Raw genomic sequence first — 20,745 nt, forward strand, 5'->3', positions numbered from 1 at the left:
TTATTGCGAGAATTCGACCTTATAGTTCATCGGCTCCACCTCCTTGTCCAAATCAAGCACATACTCGCCAAAGCGATTGATATGCCCTTTGCGGTACGGTCCCAACCCGCGTAGCACCTCTTCCGTTAGCTCATACCCTTTCGACTGGATCTCCTTCAACAGTCTGGTCATCTCATGCACGTTGTGAAGGATGACCATGTTGGCGACAAGCTGGTTGTATTTGATCACCTTGCGCTGCTCGTGCCGCACGTTTTCGGCAATAATGCCGTCCCCGCCAAAGAATAGCCACTTGATGAAGTCGTTGAATTCTTCGCTCTTATTGGTCGCGGCGTTGATCGTGCGGCGCAGCTCTGCATCATTGATGTATTTCAGCAGGAACATGGTGCGGTGTACTCGCCCCAATTCGCGAAACGCATAGTACAGGCGGTTCTTCCTGCTGGCCGTGCCGAGGCGCCGCAGGATCGTCGACGGCGCGATCTTGCCAGCTTTGATGGAAATCACGACGCGCAGCATGTCTTTCAGGTGCCTGCCAATCAGTTCCCAGTCGATCGTGCCTCGGAACAGGCTGCCGATATGCTCGTACTGGTCTCCCCTGCCGGCTTTGAAGAACACCAGGTCCTTGATGTTCCTGATGCGTGGCATGAGATCAATCCCCAAAAGCGACGCCAGACCAAAGACCGGCGTGCTCTGCGCCTGCGTATCGCCGTGCACCGTGTCTGGCTGGATATCGGACTGATTGTTGATCAGGCCATCGAGAATGTAGACGGCCTCATAGACCCCGCATGGGATGAAATGGCTGAACAGCGCGATATATTTGTCTGAGACGTGATAGTAGCCGATGCCGCCGTAGCCGCCGTACCGGATATGGTATTCCGACAGCAGGTTCGCCTCGTAAATGTTCCACTTGGTGCCGTCGGCCGAGGCGCTCTTGCCCGAGCCCCAGTAGCGCGGCAAGGCGAAACGATTGTAAGCGTTGATGACCTTGACGATCGCTTTATCCAGCCTCTGCTCGGTGACGTGCTTGAGGTTCAGCCATGCAACCTGCTTGCGGCTCAGCCCCTTCACTGAGCGCGCGGTCTGCGTTGCGCCAAGGTTGCAGCCGTAACAGAACAACGTAGTGATGAAACGCTTGCGCGGATCATCTACCTTCGCCTCGAAGCCAGATAGCGGTCCGAACAGCTTATGCAGGTCGAGCCATTTTTCGGTTTCGGTCAGCACGTCCAATATGCTGGCCTGATTCATCTGCGTAGTTAGCACCTGATCGACAGCTTCCAGTTCTGGTGGCGGCTTCGGGCGGTCCATTTTACGGATGATGATGCCGGTGTGGTCAATATCTGCGTGCTCGTTCTCCGGGAAGTGCTGGTCAACTTCGCTGGCCAGCGTTGACAGTTTGCTGCGCAGCTGATCGATGAAGGCTTGTGTTTCCACCGGCAGGCCCAGCATTTCGCCGTAGGTTCCGACGTCTTGCTCGTACTCCTCCCAGCTGACGAGATGATTACGATAATCGTCGTAGTCGCCGCTGTGCTCAACATACAGATCGCCCGATTTCAGCTCGTCCATCACCTCGCTCAGGACGGCCAGTTCAAAGTATTTGCGGTTGATACGCATCGGCTCGTCGGGGCCCGTGCGCTCAAATACCAACTTGCGCCATTTATCCGAGATCCAGTCCAGCGCCAGTTCGGGCAGCTCGTCCTCCTTCAATGGCAGGAGCTCTTTATGGCTGGAACGGTGCTTCTGAATGATGGCGATGGCTGCCAGCAAACCGTCGTCTTGCGAACTGGATTTCAGGCTCATCGCCTCAAGGCACTTGAACAACAGGCTGCGCTTGCTGACATAGCCAACTAGCATGAACGGATAATAATTGTTGCCGGCGTATGCCATGTGCTCATCGCACTCAAGTATCCACGATTCGAGATCGCCATTGAGTGCGCTCTCCACCCGCGCGACGCGCTCCGCTTCGCTGGCGTCTTCATTCAAAACGGTAAGCACCTCCCGGAACTGACCAATGAGACGCTCGATCTGTTCCGAATGCTGCAGGTGGTACTGGCGTAGCCTTTCTTCGGCGCCGTTGTGTAGGCTGCGCACCGTCTTGATAAAAATCTCGGCGATATCGTCGATCGCTTTTTGCAGCTGCCCCTGGATCAGCAACGCCATGAGCGCATATCGCTTGATGGGTTTCATCCGGCGCATTTCCGCCGCGTCCATCGCCCGCGCTTCCAACACCAGCTGTTCGCGCTTGGTCGCCGCAATGTCATCAAGCTGCGGCAATCCGGTCGACAAGACCAGCATGTTGTCGATGTGGGCTAAAAAGTCGACCACCTCGCGCACATTAGGCTGCTTCGGTTCGCGTTTTAGACCATCCCAGCCGCTCTGGTTGCCACCGGCGTTGAGCATCGACTCAAAGCGGTCGACGACCTCCTGTGACAAGGCGCCCGTGACGCGCTTGTAAATGCCGTCGTTCACGCTCGCCCGGCATTTGCGGGCAAGCTTGAACAAGTACGTGAAGCCGGGGAGCTCCATGCGCCGCTGCACCAGCTCCTCGAGCATGACGTTGATGATATCTGGCAGCTCCTGCTTGGTCTGCGCCGTCTGTTCGGCCAGCCGTCCAAGCCAGCGCTCATCAACGGCTGTCATCAAGCGCAAGCCGACGTAATCCCTGATGCGTCGCTGGTGTATGGTCTTGCTGCCGGACTGGTCATATTGGCTGAGCGCCCGACGTGGTGGCACGCGCAGATCAGACCGATCGCAAATGTGCCTGATGATGTCAGGAGACACGGTGGTGGGCGGCACAAAGTACCCGAGCCGTTTTAGCAGCATCAACTGGATGATGCACCATGTACGGTGAGATGCTTGCCTGTACAGCGAAAAGATGTGCTCGATTTCGGAACGCGAAGGCGTGTAGATGGCCACCAGTTCCTGGTCCGTGACCTCAGGTTTTAGCCTTGGGTAAGCCGTTTCGTGAACGCTGGTCATCGATCGCGCAGTTCGCTTAGCATGGTTAATTGAACAATATAAAGCTTGACCCGACGATACCTTCCTGTCAACAAATAAATGCGTAAAAACAGGTGCAGAGAACGTCCTGTAGCGCAACTTCGCGAGGCGTGACCTCAACTAGCTCACGGGTGAGCTAGAACGGCTCAACCGTGACCTTGATCGGCTCACCTGTGACCTGCATTCGGTTCATCAGCTGCGCCGCTAATGGCGCCGCCGTGCGTCAACGATCCTCAGTAGGTGCGACGCCAGCAGTACCATCTCCTGTGCCTCTGCCGGGTCGACGATCGCGACGGTACGATGCGAGTGCGGGTTCTTGTACGATCCGATGGCGCCGGCGAATAAGCTGGCCAGCGCCTCCTTCTCGGCGGCGGGCGCGTTGGGGTTCTGATCGGTCAATGGGCCGTTGGCGGGGCTAAACGCATTGAACATGAGGCGGGTACCTATGTCTTCTGGCCGGAAGCCCCCAGCCTCCCTGACTGCTTCTTCAACAGCCCGGAATGCCAGAAAGACGGCAGTGGCATAGTCGCCGCGGGCGAGATTCAGCCACACCTGGTCAGCGATCAGGGGATGCAGCAGTGTCTTGGGGAAAGCGGCAGCCTGCCGGTACTGGTCAAATGCCTGCCGCTGCAGGGCTTCGCGTCCGCGGCGCGTGATCATCAAATGGCCGTTGTTCCCGTTGATGCCCGGCGCCGGCATGACGAGGATGTTCACCGTCAGCCACGCCAACGCCTCCCCAAGTGCAACTGCGGCTTGCGCAGCCCGCTCTTGGGGATACCGTGGCCCGTTCGGCTGCGCTTCGAATGAGGCTGGGTGGAACAGACCATTCTGATCATTGAGGCTTCCCAGGCGCAGCACCGTGTAGGCCAACTCCTCCGGCGCCAAGGCCAGCAAAACCTGGATATCGGGGATTTCCTCCGCTAACGAGCGCATCAACACCTCCGTGTGGCTGATTTTCATGGACAGACGACAACCGCCTGTACCCGCACATAAATCCGGCCGATCCTACCCAAGAACGATTATTGCGACTCAAAAATCATTAGAAATCGGCCATTTTGCACAAAAACGATTATTTAATTGCAGATTTGAAATCAGTGTACAGCGTCGCCTTGCCGCACTGGCTTGCCGAACCTGGCGTAGAGCGCGGGCAGCACCAAGAGCGTAAGCAGCGTGGTCGAGAGGAGACCGCCGATCACAACCGTCGCCAGCGGGCGCTGCACCTCGGCGCCGGCGCCGTTGGCCAAGGCCATCGGCACGAAACCGAGCGACGCCACCAGCGCCGTCATCAGCACCGGCCGCAGGCGGCGCAACGCCCCAAGGCGCACCGCATCCTTCCAAGGCTGCGTCTTGGCCAATTCGTCGATCGCGCCAACCATCACGAGCCCGTTCAGGACGGCCACGCCAGAGAGCGCGATGAAACCGACTGCGGCAGAAATGGAGAACGGCAAGCCACGCAGCCAGAGTGCCAGCACGCCGCCGATCAAGGCCAGCGGCACGCCGGTGAAGACCACCGCCGCCGCGCGCCAGGAGCCCACTGCCGAATACAGGACGCCAACGATCAGCAAGAAACAGGCTGGCACCACCACGGCCAACCGCAGGCGGGCGCGCTCCAGATTTTCGAACTGGCCGCCCCATGTCAGCCAGACGCCCGGAGGACGAGGTACCTTGGCATCGATCGCTGCCTGTGCATCCTTGACCACGCTGGCGATATCACGGCCGCGCACGTTCGCCTGCACGACCACGCGCCGCTTGCCGTTCTCGCGGCTGATCTGGCCTGCTCCTTTGGCCAATTCCAGCCGAGCAACCGCACCAAGCGGGACAAACTTGCCGGCAGGTGTCAGCACGGGCAGCTGGCGTAGCGCCTCGATATCGTTGCGCGCGCTGTCAGTAAGGCGCACCACCACATCGAACCGGCGGTCTCCCTCATAGATCTGGCCAGCCTCGCGACCCGCCACAGCCACAGCCAGCGTATCGAATACGTCCTTTGCCGTGAGCCCGACACGGGCCATCGCATCGCGATCGAGCTGGGCGTCAAGCCGTGGCATGCCTTGTACTTGCTCCACGCGTACGCCCGTCGCGCCCTCAATTGCGCGCAGCTGGTCGGCGACTTTGTCGGCCACTTTGAGCATGGATGCAAAATCGTCGCCGTAGACCTTGATGGCAATATCGCCGCGCACGCCGGCAAGCAATTCGTTGAAGCGCATCTGGATTGGCTGGGTCAACTCGTAATTCTGCCCAGGAATATCCGCCAGAGCGCGTTCGATCTTCTCTATCAGTTCGCTCTTGCTCAGCGATGGGTCTGGCCACTGGGAGCGATCCTTGATGGTCACAAAGGTGTCGGCCTGATTCGGCGGCATCGGGTCGGACGCCAGTTCGGCCGTACCGGTGCGCGAAAATGCCAGTTCTACTTCCGGCACCTTGCTCACCGCCTTTTCTACTTCAAACTGCATTGCCTGGCTTTGATCCAGAGATGTGCCCGGAATACGAACTATCTCCAGCAGGACGTCATGCTCATCTAGTGTCGGCAGAAATTCCTGCCCCAGCGTGTGAAACAAAGCGATCGCGCCGACAAAAGCGGCCGTGGCCAGACCAGCGGTCAACATGGGGCGCGGCATAACTCGGTCCAGCCAGGGGACATACAGTTTGCCGATTGCTGATACCAGCTTGTTGTCGGCGTGGTTGATCGGGCGGGAGAGCCACAGCGCGATCGCGGCGGGCACGACGGTGAGAGACAGCAGGAACGCGAACAGCAATGCCAGGATCACCGTGATCGCCATCGGTGTGAACATGCGGCCCTCAACGCCCTGGAAGGTCAACAGCGGCACATACACCAGAATGATGATGGCCTGTCCGTAGACGCTCGGTCGGATCATTTCGCGCGCCGCAGCGCCGACCACCTCCAGGCGCTGCGCACGGGTCAGTATTGCGCCGTTGGCATGCTGCTGCTCGGCCAGGCGGCGCAGCACGTTTTCCACGATGATGACCGCGCCATCGACGATCAGGCCGAAGTCGAGCGCGCCAAGGCTCATCAGGTTTGCGGACAAGCCCATCTGCAGCATGCCGGCCGACGTGAGCAGCATCGTCACGGGGATGACGGCGGCGGCAATTAGCGCCGCGCGCAGGTTGCCCAGCAGCGCGAACAGCACGGCGATGACCAGCAAGGCGCCCTCGGTGAGGTTCTTAGCGACGGTGTTGATCGTTGAATCGACCAGGCGTGTCCGATTGAGCACCGGCTTGATGACGATACCAGGCGGCAGCGAGCGGGCAATTTCCTTCAAGCGGGCGTCGACGGCCGCTGCGACCGTGCGGCTGTTTTCTCCAATGCGCATCACGGCGGTACCGAGGACAACCTCGACACCGCCTTCCGAAGCCGAACCGAAGCGGATCTCCTGGCCGACACCAACTTGCGCCACCTGGGATAACAGCACGGGCATGCCGCCGCGCGTGGCGATGACGCTCTTGGCCAACTCGGCGCTGTTGGTCAGGCGAGCGTCGGCCTGGATGGTAAGTGCCTCATCGTTTTGCACCAGCACACCGGCGCCGACGCTGGTGTTGTTACGCTCCAGTGCTTCGGCCAGTTCGGACAATCCGATGCCAAGTGCCGCCAAGCGCTGCGGATCTGGCGTCACAACGTATTGCTTGACGTAGCCGCCGATCACGTCCACGCCGGCCAGGCCGGGCGTATTTTTGAGTTGCGGCGCTACGATCCAGTCCTGCACCGTGCGCAGGTAGGTCGCCTTGTCTTTTTCGGTGCGCAGCATTTCACCTGCAGGCGTGGTGTAGCTGCCGTCCGGCGCCATGCCGGCACCGCTGGCGCCGGTATGCGTATTGGAGAACTCCACGGTCCACATGTAGACGTCGCCCAGGCCAGTGGCGATTGGTCCCATTGTGGCCGTCGCCCCCGTGGGGAGTGTGCGTTCCACCGAGCGCAGGCGCTCAGCGATCTGCTGGCGCGCAAAATACACGTCCGTGCCGTCCTTGAACACGGTCGTAACCTGGGCAAAGCCGTGGCGCGTCAGCGAGCGCGTCGATTCCAGTCCCGGTATGCCGGCAAAAGCCGTCTCTATCGGGTAAGTTACCTGTCGTTCCACGTCGGCCGGGGCCAGCGCCGGCACCACCACGTTGATCTGGACCTGCGTGTTGGTTATGTCAGGTACTGCATCAATCGGCAGGCGCACCAACGCGAAAGCGCCAACCACGGCAGCAAAGAGCGCGGCAAACAAAATCTGCCAAGGGTGGCGTACCGACACGTTGACGATCCGCGCGATCATGCCCACACCTCCGGCGACCACGCGAAATGCGGCTGTTTAGTCATTGTCGCCTCCCGCTTCACCCTTGCCGTGCTCGGCCTTGAGAACGAAGGTGTTGCTGGTGGCGATGCGCTCAGAGCCGTCCAGCCCTGACAGCACGGTGACAAACCCGGCCGCAGCCTTGCCGAGCACGATGTGCTTGATTGCAAAGCCGTCTTTCTGGCGCACGAACACGCTGGGTTTGTCCTCGACGGTCTGAACCGCGGCGCGCGGCACAGCGATCTGCTCTCCGGAAGATTCGGGCTTGAGCACCACCGAGGCGGATACCGTCTCGCCGATGCGCCAGAGCGCATTCTTGTTCGGCAGCGAAGCGATGGCCCGGATCTGGCGCGTGGCCGGGTCAAGAACACGTGACAGGAAGGCCACATGGCCGGTTCCCGACCGGCCATCAGCCGATACTTCAATTGGCGTACCGGGCGCTACGCGCGAGGCATCGCTTGGCGCGAGCGACAGTTCAACGGAAAGAAGGTCTGGGTTGGCCAGCTCGAACAGTTTGGCATTGGCCTCGACCACGTCACCGAGCGCAACCTGGCGGGCCGTGACGACGCCGGCGATGGGTGCGCGCAGTGTCAGCTGGGCGCTATGTTCGGCGCCGCCACTGGTGGCAAGCTGCTGCTGCGCCAGCCGCAGCCGGGTGCGGGCATCGTCCAGCGCCGATTGCGCCAGTTCATACTCCTGGCGCGACGACACTTTTTCTGCGTACAGGCGGTCTTCACGTTTAAACGCGGCGTCGGCCAAATCTAACTGCCGACGCGCCAAGGCCACATCGGCGCTGAACTGGGCCACCTCACGGCTTTCGATAACGGCCAGAATATCACCTCGTGCCACGTTTTCCCCCAGATTCTTGCGCACTGAAATTACCCGGCCGCTGACCGAACTGCTGACAACAGCAGCATGCTGCGGGTCGGCGATGATGACGGCGGGCGCTTCGACAGCGCCGGCGAATCCCGTGCGCACTGCCGCCACCTCGATGTGGGCGGCCAGGATCTGCCTGTCCGACAGTTTTACAAAATCGGCGTCCTTGCCATCCTTTTCTTCGCCGCCTTTGCGCTCAGTGGGCTTGTCGTCGTCATCCTTGTCTTTGTCGGCGTGTTTTTGCGCTGCTGCTGGCGCGGCCGACGCAGCGGCGGAAGCTTGGGGCTTGCCTTCTTCGGGCTTGGGAGAGCGCGAGCACGCTGCCAGGATCAGCAACATGCCGCAAACGCTCAAACGATATGGCATTTGCATGATTTAATCCTTGTAGATGGGTTGTATGCTGCCTTGCAGCCGGGCCAGACGGACTTGGGCAAGGTGGTAGTCGGTCAGCGCTTCAAGCGCCGCTTCACGCGTTTCGGCAAGGGAGCGCTCCGCCTCGATCATTTCAAGCTGAGGAAATTTGCCTTCGGCGTAACCCAACCGGGCGATCCTGGCCGCCTCCTGCGCTGCAATGAGGGCCGGGCCGGCCGCCGTCTGCGCCACCGCACGGGCATCGGCAACGTCGGCGACGGCGTGCGCCAGCGCCTGCTGAGCCTCGATGGCCGCCGATTCGCCCTCCGCGTTCGCCTGGTCCGCCTGCGCCTTAGCGCGCACCAGTGCGCCGCTACCGCTGTTAAACAGCGGTAGCGGTATCGACAGGCTAAGAACCGCCGCTTTGTCGGGAGAATCGCCATAGCGGCGCGTGCCGGCCGTGATCGTCACATCGGGCATCCGGTCTCTCCGGGCCGCATCGACGCGCGCGTTGGCGATAGCCAGTTGGGCCTGCGCCGCGACGACGGAAAGTGACGGTTGCCCGAACGGTGCGGATTCAACCGGTGCGACCGTATCGAACCAGGACGCCGAAATAGCGAGCGCTGCGTCGCCGGTCAGTTGAGTGAGGTCGGCATGGGCGAGCGCCAGTGCGCGCACTGCTTTACCGAACCGTGTATCGGCGCCAAGCTTGAGCACCTGCGCGCGCTGCTCCTCGATCGGGGACGCTTTGCCGGTGCGGACACGTTCCTGGGCCGCGTGGGCGGCACGCTCGGCCCACTCCAGGGCGCTACGGGCAATGTCCTGCCGTCGCTGGGCGGCAGCCAGCCGCACAAACGCTTCGGTCACGCGCTGCGTCAGGTCGGCCCGCGCAGCGGTCAGTCCGATGCCGGCCGCCGCGCGCTCCGCCTGTGCGACATTGATGCGCGCCTGGCGCTTGCCGCCCAGTTCCAGTGGCACGGCCAAGGACACAGTGCGATCGGCGCCGCCAAAGCCGCTGTAGCGGCCTGTGCCGAGCACATTTTCCGCTTCAATGGACAACGTGGGATTCGGGCGCAAGCCCGCCACCTCCACGCCGGCGTCGGCTGCCCTTGCTGCGGCATCGGCGCCACGCAATGTCGGAGCGCGCTCTTGTGCGTGCGCCACTGCCTCACGCAGCGTCAGCGGCAGATCCTGCGCCAGGGTGGTTAGAGGCAGGCTCACCGTAAAAATTCCATGAATCAGGGTACGAGATAGTCGAAGGGGCATAGTGGGTGCTTGACGGGTGATTTTGTAAGGTTTATAAACCTTATAGTCACTTCAAGGTCAAGTAACATGACGACATCTTTTTCGATCGGCCAGCTGGCCAGCACCGCGCAAACACCGGCGGCGACGATCCGCTACTATGAAAAAATCGGTTTGCTGTCCAAGCCATCGCGCACCGACAGCAACTACCGGCTGTACGACACCGAGGACCTTAACCGGCTGGCCTTTGTGCGCCGGGCGCGCGAAATCGGCTTCACGATCGATCAAGTCCGTAGCCTGCTGGCGTTTTCGGATCAGCGCGACGCTGATTGCTGCACGGTGACGGCGATGACGTCCGAACACTTACGCGCCGTCGAGCAGAAAATTTCCGATTTATTGGCGCTGAAAGACCAACTCACCGGCTTGCTGGCTTCGTGCCAGGGGGGACCGGTAGCCAATTGCCGTATCATCGACGCATTGCAGCCTAGAGCATAGTTCTGCGGATTCGCTTGACGTTGAAGCTACTTCAAGGTCTAGCCTTGGGGTATGAATACGAATATCTCCCTAGAAGCGGTTGAAGCGTCCACGGCTGACCGCCATCGCAGCATCCTGTCGGTACCGAAAATGGACTGCCCATCCGAGGAGAACCTGATTCGCCTGGCCTTGGCACCGATCAGCGGTATCAGCACTCTCAAGTTCGACCTTGGCGCACGCACTGTCACCATCGAGCATGTCGGCGCGGCCGAGTCGCTTGTCGATGCGTTGGCACCATTGAACTTCGGCGCCCAGCTGCGCGAAAGCCGGAAAATTGAGGCCGGCGAACACGGTGTTGTCCTCAGCACGATCGCGATTCCGAAGATGGACTGTCCCTCGGAAGAAAATCTCATCCGCATGGCGCTGGCCGATACCCCAAACATTAGCGCATTGCAGTTTGATCTGGCCGGCCGCCAGCTGCGCGTGACCCACACGGGCGACGCCGAAGCGCTGCTGGAGCGTCTCACGCCTCTTGGGCTGGGCGCTGAGCTGACCAGCACGGAACGGGCCGACACCGTGCCGGCAATGCAATCTGGCGATGACGCCGGCGAGGCCCGCACGCTGCGCTGGCTGCTGTCCATCAACGGAACCATGTTCCTGGTGGAGATGATCTGGGGCTGGCTATCCCAGTCGACCGGCTTGATATCCGATTCGCTGGACATGTTCGCCGACGCAGCGGTGTATGTCCTGGCACTGTTCGCGGTCGGGCGCTCGCTGGCCCACAAGCGCCGTGCCGCGCACCTGGCTGGATGGCTGCAGCTGGTGCTGGCCATTGGCGCGATTGCCGAGGTGATCCGCCGCGGCGTATCGGGCAGTGAACCAGAGTCGGTGACGATGATGGGCATCGGCGCCGTCGCGCTGGTGGCCAATATCGCATGCCTCATCCTGATCGCCAAAAAACGCGACCACGGCGCGCACATGAAGGCCAGCTACATTTTCTCGGCCAACGACGTCATTGCCAACCTGGGCGTGATCATCGCCGGTGCGCTCGTGACGTGGACCGGTTCACGCTACCCGGACCTGATTATTGGCCTCATCATTGGTGTGATCGTGCTGGGCGGCGCGCGCCGCATTCTGCGTCTTCAATAACAGGCTGTCGGTCACAGAGACGGAAAAGGAGAATCCGGATGAATTGGCTAGGCAGTTTTGCGGTAACGGTGATCGCATTGCTGGGACTCGCCGGCTGCGCTTCGGACCCAACCTTTGGTGTCGTCGACTGGCAGCATGGCGCCCGGCGCGGCGTGATCAGCACCACGTACGGCACTGACATTGCGCCTGCCCAGCGCGCGGCGTGCGTGGCGGCGCTGTCCCCAGACCAGTACGCCAAGCATCGATTTGTGTTGGTTCGCTACCAGCACGTGCGCCTGACACGCACCGCGGTGGCCGCCGTACCGGCGAATTTCTCTCTCAAGGAAGGAGACGTTGTTGAGCTTTGGCCGGCCGACTGTTCGGCCGGCGGCTTGTCCCGCATTTCGAAAGTACTACGCACCGGCCCACCGCTGTAATGCCGATGCCACGAACGGTGCATTGGCTACCGAGGGCACTGATCACGGCTGTGTAAAAGCAGATATAATCGGCCCAACCATGAAATTTTCCCGTACATCGCGCTTCGTTGCCGCCATCATAGCCGTGTTCAGCTTGCTGTTCACGCAGCTGGCTGTGGCGTCCTATGTTTGCCCAGGCATGAGTATGCCCGAGCGCGCGACGATGACGGCAGATGCCGGCATGCCTCCAATGGCGAACTGTACGGGTATGGATAAAGCGCAGCCGAGCTTGTGCCACGCCTATGGCCACACCGGGCATCAATCGCTCGACAAGCCGGACTTGCCGCAGATCCCACCATTCCATCCGATCACCCTGGTTCAGACAGTTATTCTGCTGGACGTGTCGATGCCGACCGACATTGCGGCGTTGACAGACACCTCCCTGGCCCATGCCATAGCGCCGCCTGTGTCAATACGGCACTGCTGCTTCCGTATTTGACACCTTCATTCGCTTGATTTGCCGTCGCGTGCGCGTTTGCGTCCGCGATGTGGTTCAACGCTTGTGGAGGCCTCATGTCGCATCTTATTTCCGCACGCCGTAAAGGGCGTGCAAATTCATATTCCGTGGTCCGCCTTGCCGTCGCCATCGGGCTCGTTACATCCTCGTGGGCGGCACTTGCCGACGATCCGTTATCGTTAGCCGAGGCGCAGCGCATGGCGCTTGAGCGGTCACGCCAGATCGTCGCTGAAGACGCCGCCGTGAGCGCATCGCGCGATATGGCGGTGGTCGCCGGCCAACTTCCAGACCCGGTGTTGAAGGCCGGTATCGACAACCTGCCAGTGACGGGCCGCGATCGCGGCAGCGTTGCCGCCGACTTCATGACCATGCGGCGTATCGGCTTCTCGCAAGAGCTGACGCGCTCAGATAAACGCCTTCTTCGCAGCGAACGCTATGCTCGCGAAACCGATAAGGCGCTGGCCGAGAAAGACGTGGTCATTGCAGCTATCGAGCGAGATACCGCCATCGCCTGGCTAGACCGTTATTACGCCTTGGCGATGGCCGAGGTAGTCAGTGCTCAGCGCGATCAGGCAGAGCGCGAATTGCAGGCAGCTGAGGCGGCCTACCGAGGTGGGCGCGGCAGCCAGGCCGATGTACTTGCCGCCAAAGGTGTTATCGTGCAATTAGACGACCGCCACGATGATGCCGTTCGCCGCGTGCGCGGCACCGAGATCACGCTGACCCGCTGGGTTGGCGAAGCCGGTAACCGGCCATTGGCCGGGGAGCCGGCCATCGACACGGTGCGCCTCGATCCGGTCGCGCTGGAGACGCAACTCAACCACCATCCTGAAATTGCAGCCCTCCGCCGGCAGGAAGACATCGCGGCGCTCGACGTCAAGCTGGCCGAAGCCAATAAGAAGTCGGACTGGAGTATCGAGGTGGCGTACCAGCAGCGCGGTGGCGCCTATTCCAACATGGTGTCGGTCGGCATTTCCGTGCCACTGCAATGGGATCAGAAGAACCGGCAGGACCGCGAGTTGGCTGCCAAGCTTGCCACCGCAGAGCAGGTCCGGGCCGGGCGCGACGAGATGCTGCGCTCACATGTCGCCGAGACGCGCACCATGCTAAACGAATGGCAAACCAACCGTGATCGCCTTGCACGGTACGCCCGCGAGCTGGTGCCCTTAGCTCAGGAGCGTAGCGAGGCCGCCTTGGCTGCCTATCGAGGTGGCAAATCGGCGCTGGGCGAAGTGCTCGCGGCACGGCGCAACGAACTGGACGTGCGCCTGTCAGCGCTTCAGCTTGAAGCCGACACCGCGAGGCTCTGGGCGCAACTCAATTTCCTCTTTCCGACTACGCATGGCCCAGCGCCGACAGCAAGTATTGAAGGTATCAAATGAACCAGAAAAAAAACATCACGCGCACTGCGATCGTCGCTCTCGTCATCGCCGTCGCCGGAGCGGGCGGCTACTGGGCCGGCGCACGACAAGAAACACATGGTGCCTCCCAGCCAGCCACGGGCGGCCCCGGCGGCCAAATCGATCCTGCCACCGGCAAGAAGGTTCTCTATTGGCACGACCCGATGGTACCGGGGCCGAAATTTGACAAGCCGGGCAAATCGCCATTCATGGATATGCAGCTCGTCCCCATGTTTGCCGACGAATCTGGGGACAACGGTAAGGTACTCATCAGTCCCCGCGTCCAGCAAAACCTGGGTATTCGCACCGCCGACGTGGTGGAAGGTACGCTGTCCAGCACGGTGGAAGTAGTCGGTAGTGTCGCCTACAACGAGCGTGACGTCGCCCTGGTGCAGGCCCGCGCCAGCGGCTATGTGGAGCGCCTCTACGTGCGAGCACCGCTTGACCGGGTACGCAAAGGCCAGCCGTTGGCAGAGCTGTACGTGCCTGACTGGGTGGCGGTACAAGAGGAATATTTTGCTGCCCGTCGCATGCAAGGCGGGCAGGATCTCGCTGATGCCGCGCTCCAACGAATGCGACTGGCTGGCATGAACGAGGAGCAGATCCGTCTGGTCACCAGTACCGGCAAAGTCCATCCCAGGATCACCATCAACGCTCCGGTATCGGGTGTCGTCGATGAGCTGGCAGCACGCGAAGGCTTGACCGTCGCCGCTGGCGCACCGCTGTACCGCATCAACGGCTTATCGACCGTATGGATCATTGCCGAGATTCCCGAGGCAGCCACCGGGCAGGTACGCCCTGGCGCTGCCGTGACGGCGCGCACGCCCGCGTGGCCGGGGCAAACGTTCCAGGGCAAGGTGGAATCGCTCCTGCCGGAAATTAATGCCGCCACCCGCACCTTGAAGGCCCGTATCGAACTGGCCAATCCAAGGGAGCGGCTGGCGCCGGGCATGTTCGCCAACATCAGCCTGACGCCTGCCACCGGCCAACGCAGCTTGCTGGTACCCAGCGAAGCTGTGATCCAGACCGGCACCCGCAATGTGGTCTTTGTGGCCGCCGGCGACGGCAAGTTCACCCCGGTGAACGTCGAAATCGGCGCACAGGCAGGGAACCAAATTGAGATTCGTCAGGGTTTGCAGGCCGGGCAGAAAGTGGTCGTCTCGGGACAATTCCTAGTCGATTCGGAGGCCAGTCTGAAAGGAACGATTGCCCGGATGGTCGATGCGTCAGCTTCTGCGCCGCAAACCGATAGGCCGCCGGCGGAGACAAGCCACAGCGGAACCGGCCGGGTCGAAAAAATCGGCCCGGAGGGCGTTACGTTATCCCACGGACCGATTCCTTCGCTGCATTGGGGGCCCATGACGATGGCATTTAAGCCGCCGCCTGACGGATTGCCACGCAATGTTGCAGTCGGCGACACGGTAGCCTTCGAGATGCGCAAGGTGCAGGATGGCTACCAGCTGACGGCCGTAACGCCTGTTACCGATAGCGCACCGGCCGCGATGAAGCCTGGCGCGATGCCGCCGGCGATGGACAAAGCGTCTATGGGAGGCAAGCGATGATCGCCAAGCTCATACGCTGGTCCATCGTGAACCGGTTTTTCGTGCTGCTGGCCACGGCGGGTCTGGCCGCCTGGGGCATCTGGGCGCTGTCGAAGACGCCGCTGGACGCGATCCCGGACCTGTCAGACACACAGGTCATCATTCGCACAACCTACCCAGGCCAGGCGCCGCAGATCGTGGAAAATCAAGTCACTTATCCGCTGACGACAACCATGCTCTCGGTGCCCGGCGCCAAAACTGTGCGCGGCTATTCATTCTTTGGCGACTCCTTCGTCTACGTGCTGTTTGACGACGGCACCGATCCTTATTGGGCGCGCTCGCGCGTGCTGGAGTACCTCAACCAGGTGCAGTCCCGTTTGCCAGCACAGGCGCGGCCAGCACTTGGCCCTGACGCCACCGGCGTGGGGTGGATCTATGAGTATGTCCTGGTCGATCGGAGCGGCAAGCTCGACCTGTCACAACTGCGTGCACTGCAAGACTGGTTTCTCAAGTACGAACTCAAAGCGGTGCCCAACGTGTCGGAGGTGGCCAGCATCGGCGGCATGGTGCGGCAATACCAGATCCAGCTCGACCCCGATAAGCTGCGCGCCTATAACATCCCCCATGCCCGGGTGATCGAGGCGGTACAAAAGGCCAACCAGGAAACGGGCGGATCGGTGCTGGAACTGGGCGAAGCGGAATACATCGTACGCGCATCGGGCTACTTGAGCTCGCTTGACGACTTCCGCAAGATTCCGCTGCGCACGACAGATAGCGGCGTGCCGGTCAGGCTGGGCGACGTCGCCCGTGTACAGGTCGGCCCGGAAACGCGGCGCGGCGTGGCAGAACTGAACGGTGAAGGCGAAGTGGCCGGCGGCGTGATCGTTATGCGGTCAGGGAAAAACGCGCTTTCGACCATCGAGGCTGTCAAAGCCAAGCTCGACAAGCTCAAAGCCAGCCTGCCGCCAGGCGTGGAGATCGTGCCGACTTATGATCGCTCGAACCTGATCAAGCGGGCCGTGACCAATCTCGAACACAAGCTGATCGAGGAATTTGTCGTTGTGGCCGTGGTCTGCGCCATTTTCCTGTTCCACCTGCGTTCGGCCTTAGTGGCCATCGTGTCGTTGCCGCTCGGTGTACTGGCAGCCTACCTGGTGATGTACTACCAAGGGGTGAATGCCAACATCATGTCGCTGGGCGGTATTGCGATTGCCATCGGGGCGATGGTCGATGCCGCCGTCGTGATGATCGAGAACGCGCACAAGCACATTGAGGCGTGGAAGCACGGCCACCCCGGCCAGGCGCTGGCTGGCGACGAGCAGTGGCGCGTGGTAGGCGACGCCGCCGCCGAAGTCGGCCCGGCGCTGTTCTTCTCACTCCTGATCATCGTGCTCTCGTTCGTGCCGGTCTTTACGCTGGAGGCGCAGGAAGGCAAGCTGTTTGCGCCATTGGCCTTCACCAAGACCTATGCGATGGCCGCCGCGGCAGGCCTGGCCGTTACCCTGATCCCCGTGTTGATGGGCTACCTGATTCGTGGCCGTATCCCGGACGAGCAAAGCAATCCGCTCAATCGCGCACTGATCCGGTTGTACCGACCGTTGCTGGAGCGCGTGCTGAAATATCCGAAGACGACGTTGGTGGCGGCCGGTATCGTCGCTATGGCGACCATCTGGCCGCTGGCACGCCTGGGAGGCGAATTCATCCCACCGCTTGATGAGGGCGACCTGCTGTATATGCCTTCGGCCTTGCCCGGCATTGGGATTGGCAAGGCTGCCGAGTTGCTGCAGCAAACCGACCGTCTAATAAAAACGGTGCCGGAGGTACAAAGTGTGTTCGGCAAGGCTGGTCGAGCCGAAACTGCCACCGATCCGGCGCCGCTGGAGATGTTCGAGACCACGATCCAGTTCAAGCCGCGCGACCAGTGGCGCCCGGGCATGACGCCGGATAAGCTGGTCGAAGAACTGGACCGCACCGTGAAGGTGCTGGGGCTGTCGAACATCTGGGTACCGCCCATTCGCAATCGGATCGATATGCTGGCGACCGGCATTAAGAGCCCGGTGGGCGTGAAGGTGGCAGGCGTCGATCTGAAGGAAATCGACCGGATCACCGGAGAAATCGAGCGGGCCGTCAAAAAGGTGCCCGGTGTGTCCTCCGCGCTGGCCGAGCGTCTGAATGGTGGCCGCTACATCGATGTGCGGATCGACCGCGACGCTGCAGGCCGATACGGGATGAATGTCGCCGATGTGCAGAGCATCGTGTCGTCGGCAATCGGCGGCGACAATATCGGAGAAACCGTCGAAGGCTTACAGCGCTTCCCGATCAACGTCCGCTACCCGCGCGAGGTGCGCGACTCGGTCGAAAAACTGCGCGAGCTGCCGGTGCTGACGGAGCGTGGGGCGCAGATCCGCCTCGGAGACGTCGCTGCTATTCGCATCGAGGACGGCCCGCCGATGTTAAAGAGCGAGAACGCACGCCTGTCTGGCTGGGTGTACGTCGATATTCGCGGACGCGACCTCAGCTCGGCGGTACATGAGATGCAGCAGGTGGTCGCTCAGGAAGTCCGGCTTCCGCCCGGCTACTCCGTTTCCTGGTCTGGGCAGTTCGAGTACCTTGAACGGGCCGCCGCCAAGCTGAAGATCGTGGTGCCGGCAACCTTGTCGATCATCGTCGTGCTGCTGTACCTGATCTTCAAGCGCTTTGATGAGGCCGCTTTGATCATGGCCACGCTGCCTTTTGCGTTGGCAGGCGGCGTGTGGCTGCTTTGGCTGCTGGGGCACAATCTTTCTGTCGCATCGGGCGTGGGGTTTATCGCCTTGGCCGGTGTGTCGGCCGAGTTCGGCGTGATCATGCTGCTGTACTTGAAGCAGGCTTGGGATGCCCGCATACAGGCTGGCAAAACCAGCGTTGACGACCTGCTGGACGCGATCCGCGAAGGTGCCGTACTGCGCGTGCGCCCCAAGGCGATGACCGTTGCCGTCATTCTGGCGGGGCTGGTGCCAATCATGCTCGGTAGCGGGACAGGCTCCGAAGTCATGCAGCGAATTGCGGCGCCGATGGTCGGAGGAATGATCACGGCGCCATTATTGTCCATGCTCGTGGTGCCGGCCGCATACCTTGTGCTGCGCCGGCGGCAGCATAAAGCGGGCCCGGGATAGGCCAGAGCGCATCGTAGCGCGCGTGGTCTTAGCTAGTAGGCCTATGCCCGGTTGCCAAAAGTTCCTGCAACTGGGCATTCATTTTTTCCTGCATCTCGACCTGGGTTCGCGCTTGGGCAAGTGCAAGCTCAAGAGTACGTACCTGCGACGTCTGCTTGTCCTGCTCGCCGAGGCTGGTTGCAAGCTGATCCTGGAGCTCGGCAACGCGTGCCTCACGCTCGGCCATCTGGGTGATCAGTTGTTCATAGGCAGTTTGGACTGCATGTAGACGTTCGAGCTCATCGAGCTGCCGCTTTGCATACTCTTCGGCAGTGCGCAGCGCCTGGCGTGTGTGAGTGAGCTCCGCCATAAACCGGGCGCCATCGCGGTTTAACATCGTGATTTCGTCATTCTTCCCGACCAGCGTCTGGTTGGCCTGACGCAGCTCCGCCTGCAGTTGCTGAACCTGTAGTTCGTGCCGGCGCGATTCGGCCTCCCGTTGCTCTTTTGCCGCGAGGCGATAGTGCTCCAACGCGTCGCGCGCATGCTGGTGTTTTTCCTCCAGCGACCGGCGATGGGCTTCGTTTTCCGCCAGTCTCTGGGACAGGCTATTGGCTTCTTGTTCTGCCAGTTGGCGGGCCGTAGTCTCCCGCGACAACGCTTCCTGTGCGCCCGCCACCGCAGCTTCGTATTGTCGGTTTGCCGTTTCGATAGCGGCAATCTGCGCGCGCAAGCGGGCGTTCTCCGCTTCGATGGACTGCATAGCCGCCTGTTGTTCCACCACCTTGGCTTCAATGACGTTGGTCCGCGCAGCGTACCGTTCGTCCGCTTCCTCCTGAATCCGCGCAGCAAGCCGTTCAACCAAATCAGTCAATGCCTCGCTAAGCGAGGTACGTTTGTCATCCACAGTGCCATCTTCCTCTTCCAGCTCGCGCAAATATTTGTGGATGGTGGTCTTTGATCCGGTGTTACCCAATTCGATACGTACCGCGTCAATGGATGGGCGCTGGCCCCTGGCCAGCAGTGAATCGCGGGCCTTCTGGACTTCCGATTTGTATAAGCCTGAGCGGGCCATGCTGCCTCCGTGAACGAAATAGGATACTACGGTATGTACCACATATTTACGTACTATTTTATCGCACTTTTGTCTGCGTATAATCAAGAAAATTCAGATTAGATAAGCTAATCTTATCCCGCATGATGCCGAATTTGGGCGTAAAATCGGCCCAATCCAGTACGAAATGGGCAATTCGCCCAGACAAGCCCATGACGATAAATCAGGCCCCTGACGTCGAGTTTTACCTCGATGCCGCCACCCGGAAAAACACCCGGCGCAGCTATGAGGCCGCCGTGCGCCACTTCGAAGTGGAATGGGGTGGCTTTTTGCCGGCCAGTAGCGAGTCGATCGCCAAGTACCTTGCCAGCTATGCCGGCTCGCTGGCCACCAGCACCCTGACGCAGCGCCTGGCGGCGCTGGCGCAGTGGCATATCGAGCAGGGCTTTCCAGACCCTACTAAGGCGCCGCTGGTGCGCAAGGTGCTGCGCGGTATCCGTGCAGAGCACCCAGCGCAGGAAAAACAGGCCAGGCCGCTCCAGATCGAGCAGCTCGATCAAGTCGACCGCTGGCTTGCCGATGCCATCACCACGGCGCGCGAAGCTGGCCAGCGCGGCGAGCACTTGCGCCACACGCGCGATCGTGCGCTCGTGTTACTGGGCTTCTGGCGCGGCTTTCGCGGCGATGAATTGACCAGCCTGCAGGCCGAGCATGTTCAAGTCGCCGCCGGCGAAGGCATGAGCTGCTTCTTTCCGCGCACGAAGGGGGACCGCCAGCACAAGGGTGTCACGTTCCACGCGCCGGCACTGGCACGTCTATGCCCGGTGTCTGCCTATCTGGACTGGGTCTCGCTGGCGCACATCGAGATCGGCCCCGCATTTCGCAGCATTGACCGCTGGGGGCATGTCGGGGATGATGGCCTGCATTCCAACAGCCTGATACCTTTGCTTCGCTCGATTTTTAGTAAAGCCGGCATTGACGACGCCGACGGATACAGCGGACACTCCCTGCGTCGCGGTTTTGCGAACTGGGCCGCAGCCGACGGCTGGGATACTAAATCCATGATGGAGTACGTCGGCTGGAAAAGCATTCAAAGCGCGATGCGTTACATTGACAGCAGTGACCGCTTTGCGCGCTACCGGCCGGCGCCGCCACGGCAGATTGACAATGATGAACAATAATAGTGAGTGCGCGATGGTAAATTCGGCACTGTTGCAAATAGTCGGTGGTGATAAACTTATCATCCCCTTTTGCTGATGGAGCTGCACATGAACCCATTCAAAGGCCGGCATTTTCAGCGTGACATCATTCTGTGGGCCGTACGCTGGTACT

At 61.0% G+C, this 20,745-nt stretch carries 14 protein-coding genes; 8 read left to right on the forward strand and 6 right to left on the reverse strand.

All coding sequences use genetic code 11. The annotated features are described in order from the left end of the window. The 5 genes from GM655_RS21720 to GM655_RS21740 all read right to left on the reverse strand — a co-directional run bounded on the left by GM655_RS21720 (position 1) and on the right by GM655_RS21740 (position 9,728). Positions 1-2,973: a Tn3 family transposase gene (locus tag GM655_RS21720; protein ID WP_155436760.1), complete on the reverse strand. Its 2,973-nt coding sequence runs from the start codon at positions 2,971-2,973 to the stop codon at positions 1-3. Between the two features lie 222 nt (positions 2,974-3,195). Beyond that, positions 3,196-3,951, reverse strand: a complete 756-nt coding sequence (locus tag GM655_RS21725; RefSeq protein ID WP_155436761.1) for a TIGR02391 family protein — start codon at positions 3,949-3,951, stop codon at positions 3,196-3,198. Positions 3,952-4,082: 131 nt separating this feature from the next. After that, positions 4,083-7,262: an efflux RND transporter permease subunit gene (locus tag GM655_RS21730; RefSeq protein WP_155436762.1), complete on the reverse strand. Its 3,180-nt coding sequence runs from the start codon at positions 7,260-7,262 to the stop codon at positions 4,083-4,085. Positions 7,263-7,298: 36 nt separating this feature from the next. Then, positions 7,299-8,528 carry an efflux RND transporter periplasmic adaptor subunit gene (locus tag GM655_RS21735; protein ID WP_155436763.1) on the reverse strand — a complete coding sequence of 410 codons (1,230 nt, stop codon included), beginning with the start codon at positions 8,526-8,528 and terminating at the stop codon, positions 7,299-7,301. A 3-nt stretch (positions 8,529-8,531) separates the two neighbouring features. After that, entirely contained in the window at positions 8,532-9,728 is a 1,197-nt protein-coding gene (locus tag GM655_RS21740; RefSeq protein WP_196308826.1) for a TolC family protein, read from the reverse strand. Between the two features lie 111 nt (positions 9,729-9,839). Here GM655_RS21740 and GM655_RS21745 point away from each other — a divergent pair, with 111 nt between their 5' ends. The 7 genes from GM655_RS21745 (at position 9,840) to GM655_RS21775 (ending at position 18,380) form a co-directional block, all read left to right on the forward strand. Beyond that, positions 9,840-10,244 (forward strand): MerR family transcriptional regulator, encoded by a 405-nt coding sequence (locus GM655_RS21745; protein ID WP_155436765.1) that lies wholly within the window; start codon positions 9,840-9,842, stop codon positions 10,242-10,244. Between the two features lie 51 nt (positions 10,245-10,295). Then, positions 10,296-11,372 (forward strand): cation efflux transmembrane domain-containing protein, encoded by a 1,077-nt coding sequence (locus tag GM655_RS21750; RefSeq protein ID WP_229632689.1) that lies wholly within the window; start codon positions 10,296-10,298, stop codon positions 11,370-11,372. Positions 11,373-11,410: 38 nt separating this feature from the next. Beyond that, a complete protein-coding gene (locus GM655_RS21755; protein ID WP_155436766.1) occupies positions 11,411-11,788 on the forward strand; it encodes a hypothetical protein in 378 nt (125 codons plus the stop codon). A 79-nt stretch (positions 11,789-11,867) separates the two neighbouring features. Next, a complete protein-coding gene (locus tag GM655_RS21760; protein WP_154378653.1) occupies positions 11,868-12,266 on the forward strand; it encodes a hypothetical protein in 399 nt (132 codons plus the stop codon). A gap of 74 nt (positions 12,267-12,340) precedes the next feature. After that, positions 12,341-13,666 carry a TolC family protein gene (locus GM655_RS21765; protein ID WP_155436767.1) on the forward strand — a complete coding sequence of 442 codons (1,326 nt, stop codon included), beginning with the start codon at positions 12,341-12,343 and terminating at the stop codon, positions 13,664-13,666. Continuing rightward, on the forward strand, positions 13,663-15,246 hold the full coding sequence (locus GM655_RS21770; RefSeq protein WP_155436768.1) for an efflux RND transporter periplasmic adaptor subunit: 1,584 nt from the start codon (positions 13,663-13,665) through the stop codon (positions 15,244-15,246). Before GM655_RS21765 ends, GM655_RS21770 begins: the two co-directional genes overlap by 4 nt. After that, complete coding sequence (locus GM655_RS21775) at positions 15,243-18,380, forward strand: efflux RND transporter permease subunit (RefSeq protein WP_155436769.1); 3,138 nt, start codon at positions 15,243-15,245, stop codon at positions 18,378-18,380. Before GM655_RS21770 ends, GM655_RS21775 begins: the two co-directional genes overlap by 4 nt. A gap of 28 nt (positions 18,381-18,408) precedes the next feature. Here the strand turns inward: GM655_RS21775 and GM655_RS21780 are convergent, their stop codons facing one another. After that, positions 18,409-19,434, reverse strand: a complete 1,026-nt coding sequence (locus tag GM655_RS21780) for a DNA-binding protein (RefSeq protein WP_155436770.1) — start codon at positions 19,432-19,434, stop codon at positions 18,409-18,411. Positions 19,435-19,625: 191 nt separating this feature from the next. Here GM655_RS21780 and GM655_RS21785 point away from each other — a divergent pair, with 191 nt between their 5' ends. After that, positions 19,626-20,594: a site-specific integrase gene (locus tag GM655_RS21785; RefSeq protein ID WP_155436771.1), complete on the forward strand. Its 969-nt coding sequence runs from the start codon at positions 19,626-19,628 to the stop codon at positions 20,592-20,594. Positions 20,595-20,745: the final 151 nt, after the last annotated feature.

The sequence above is a fragment of the Pseudoduganella danionis genome, from assembly GCF_009720775.1.
In the GTDB taxonomy this organism is placed as follows: Bacteria; Pseudomonadota; Gammaproteobacteria; order Burkholderiales; family Burkholderiaceae_D; genus Rugamonas; species Rugamonas danionis.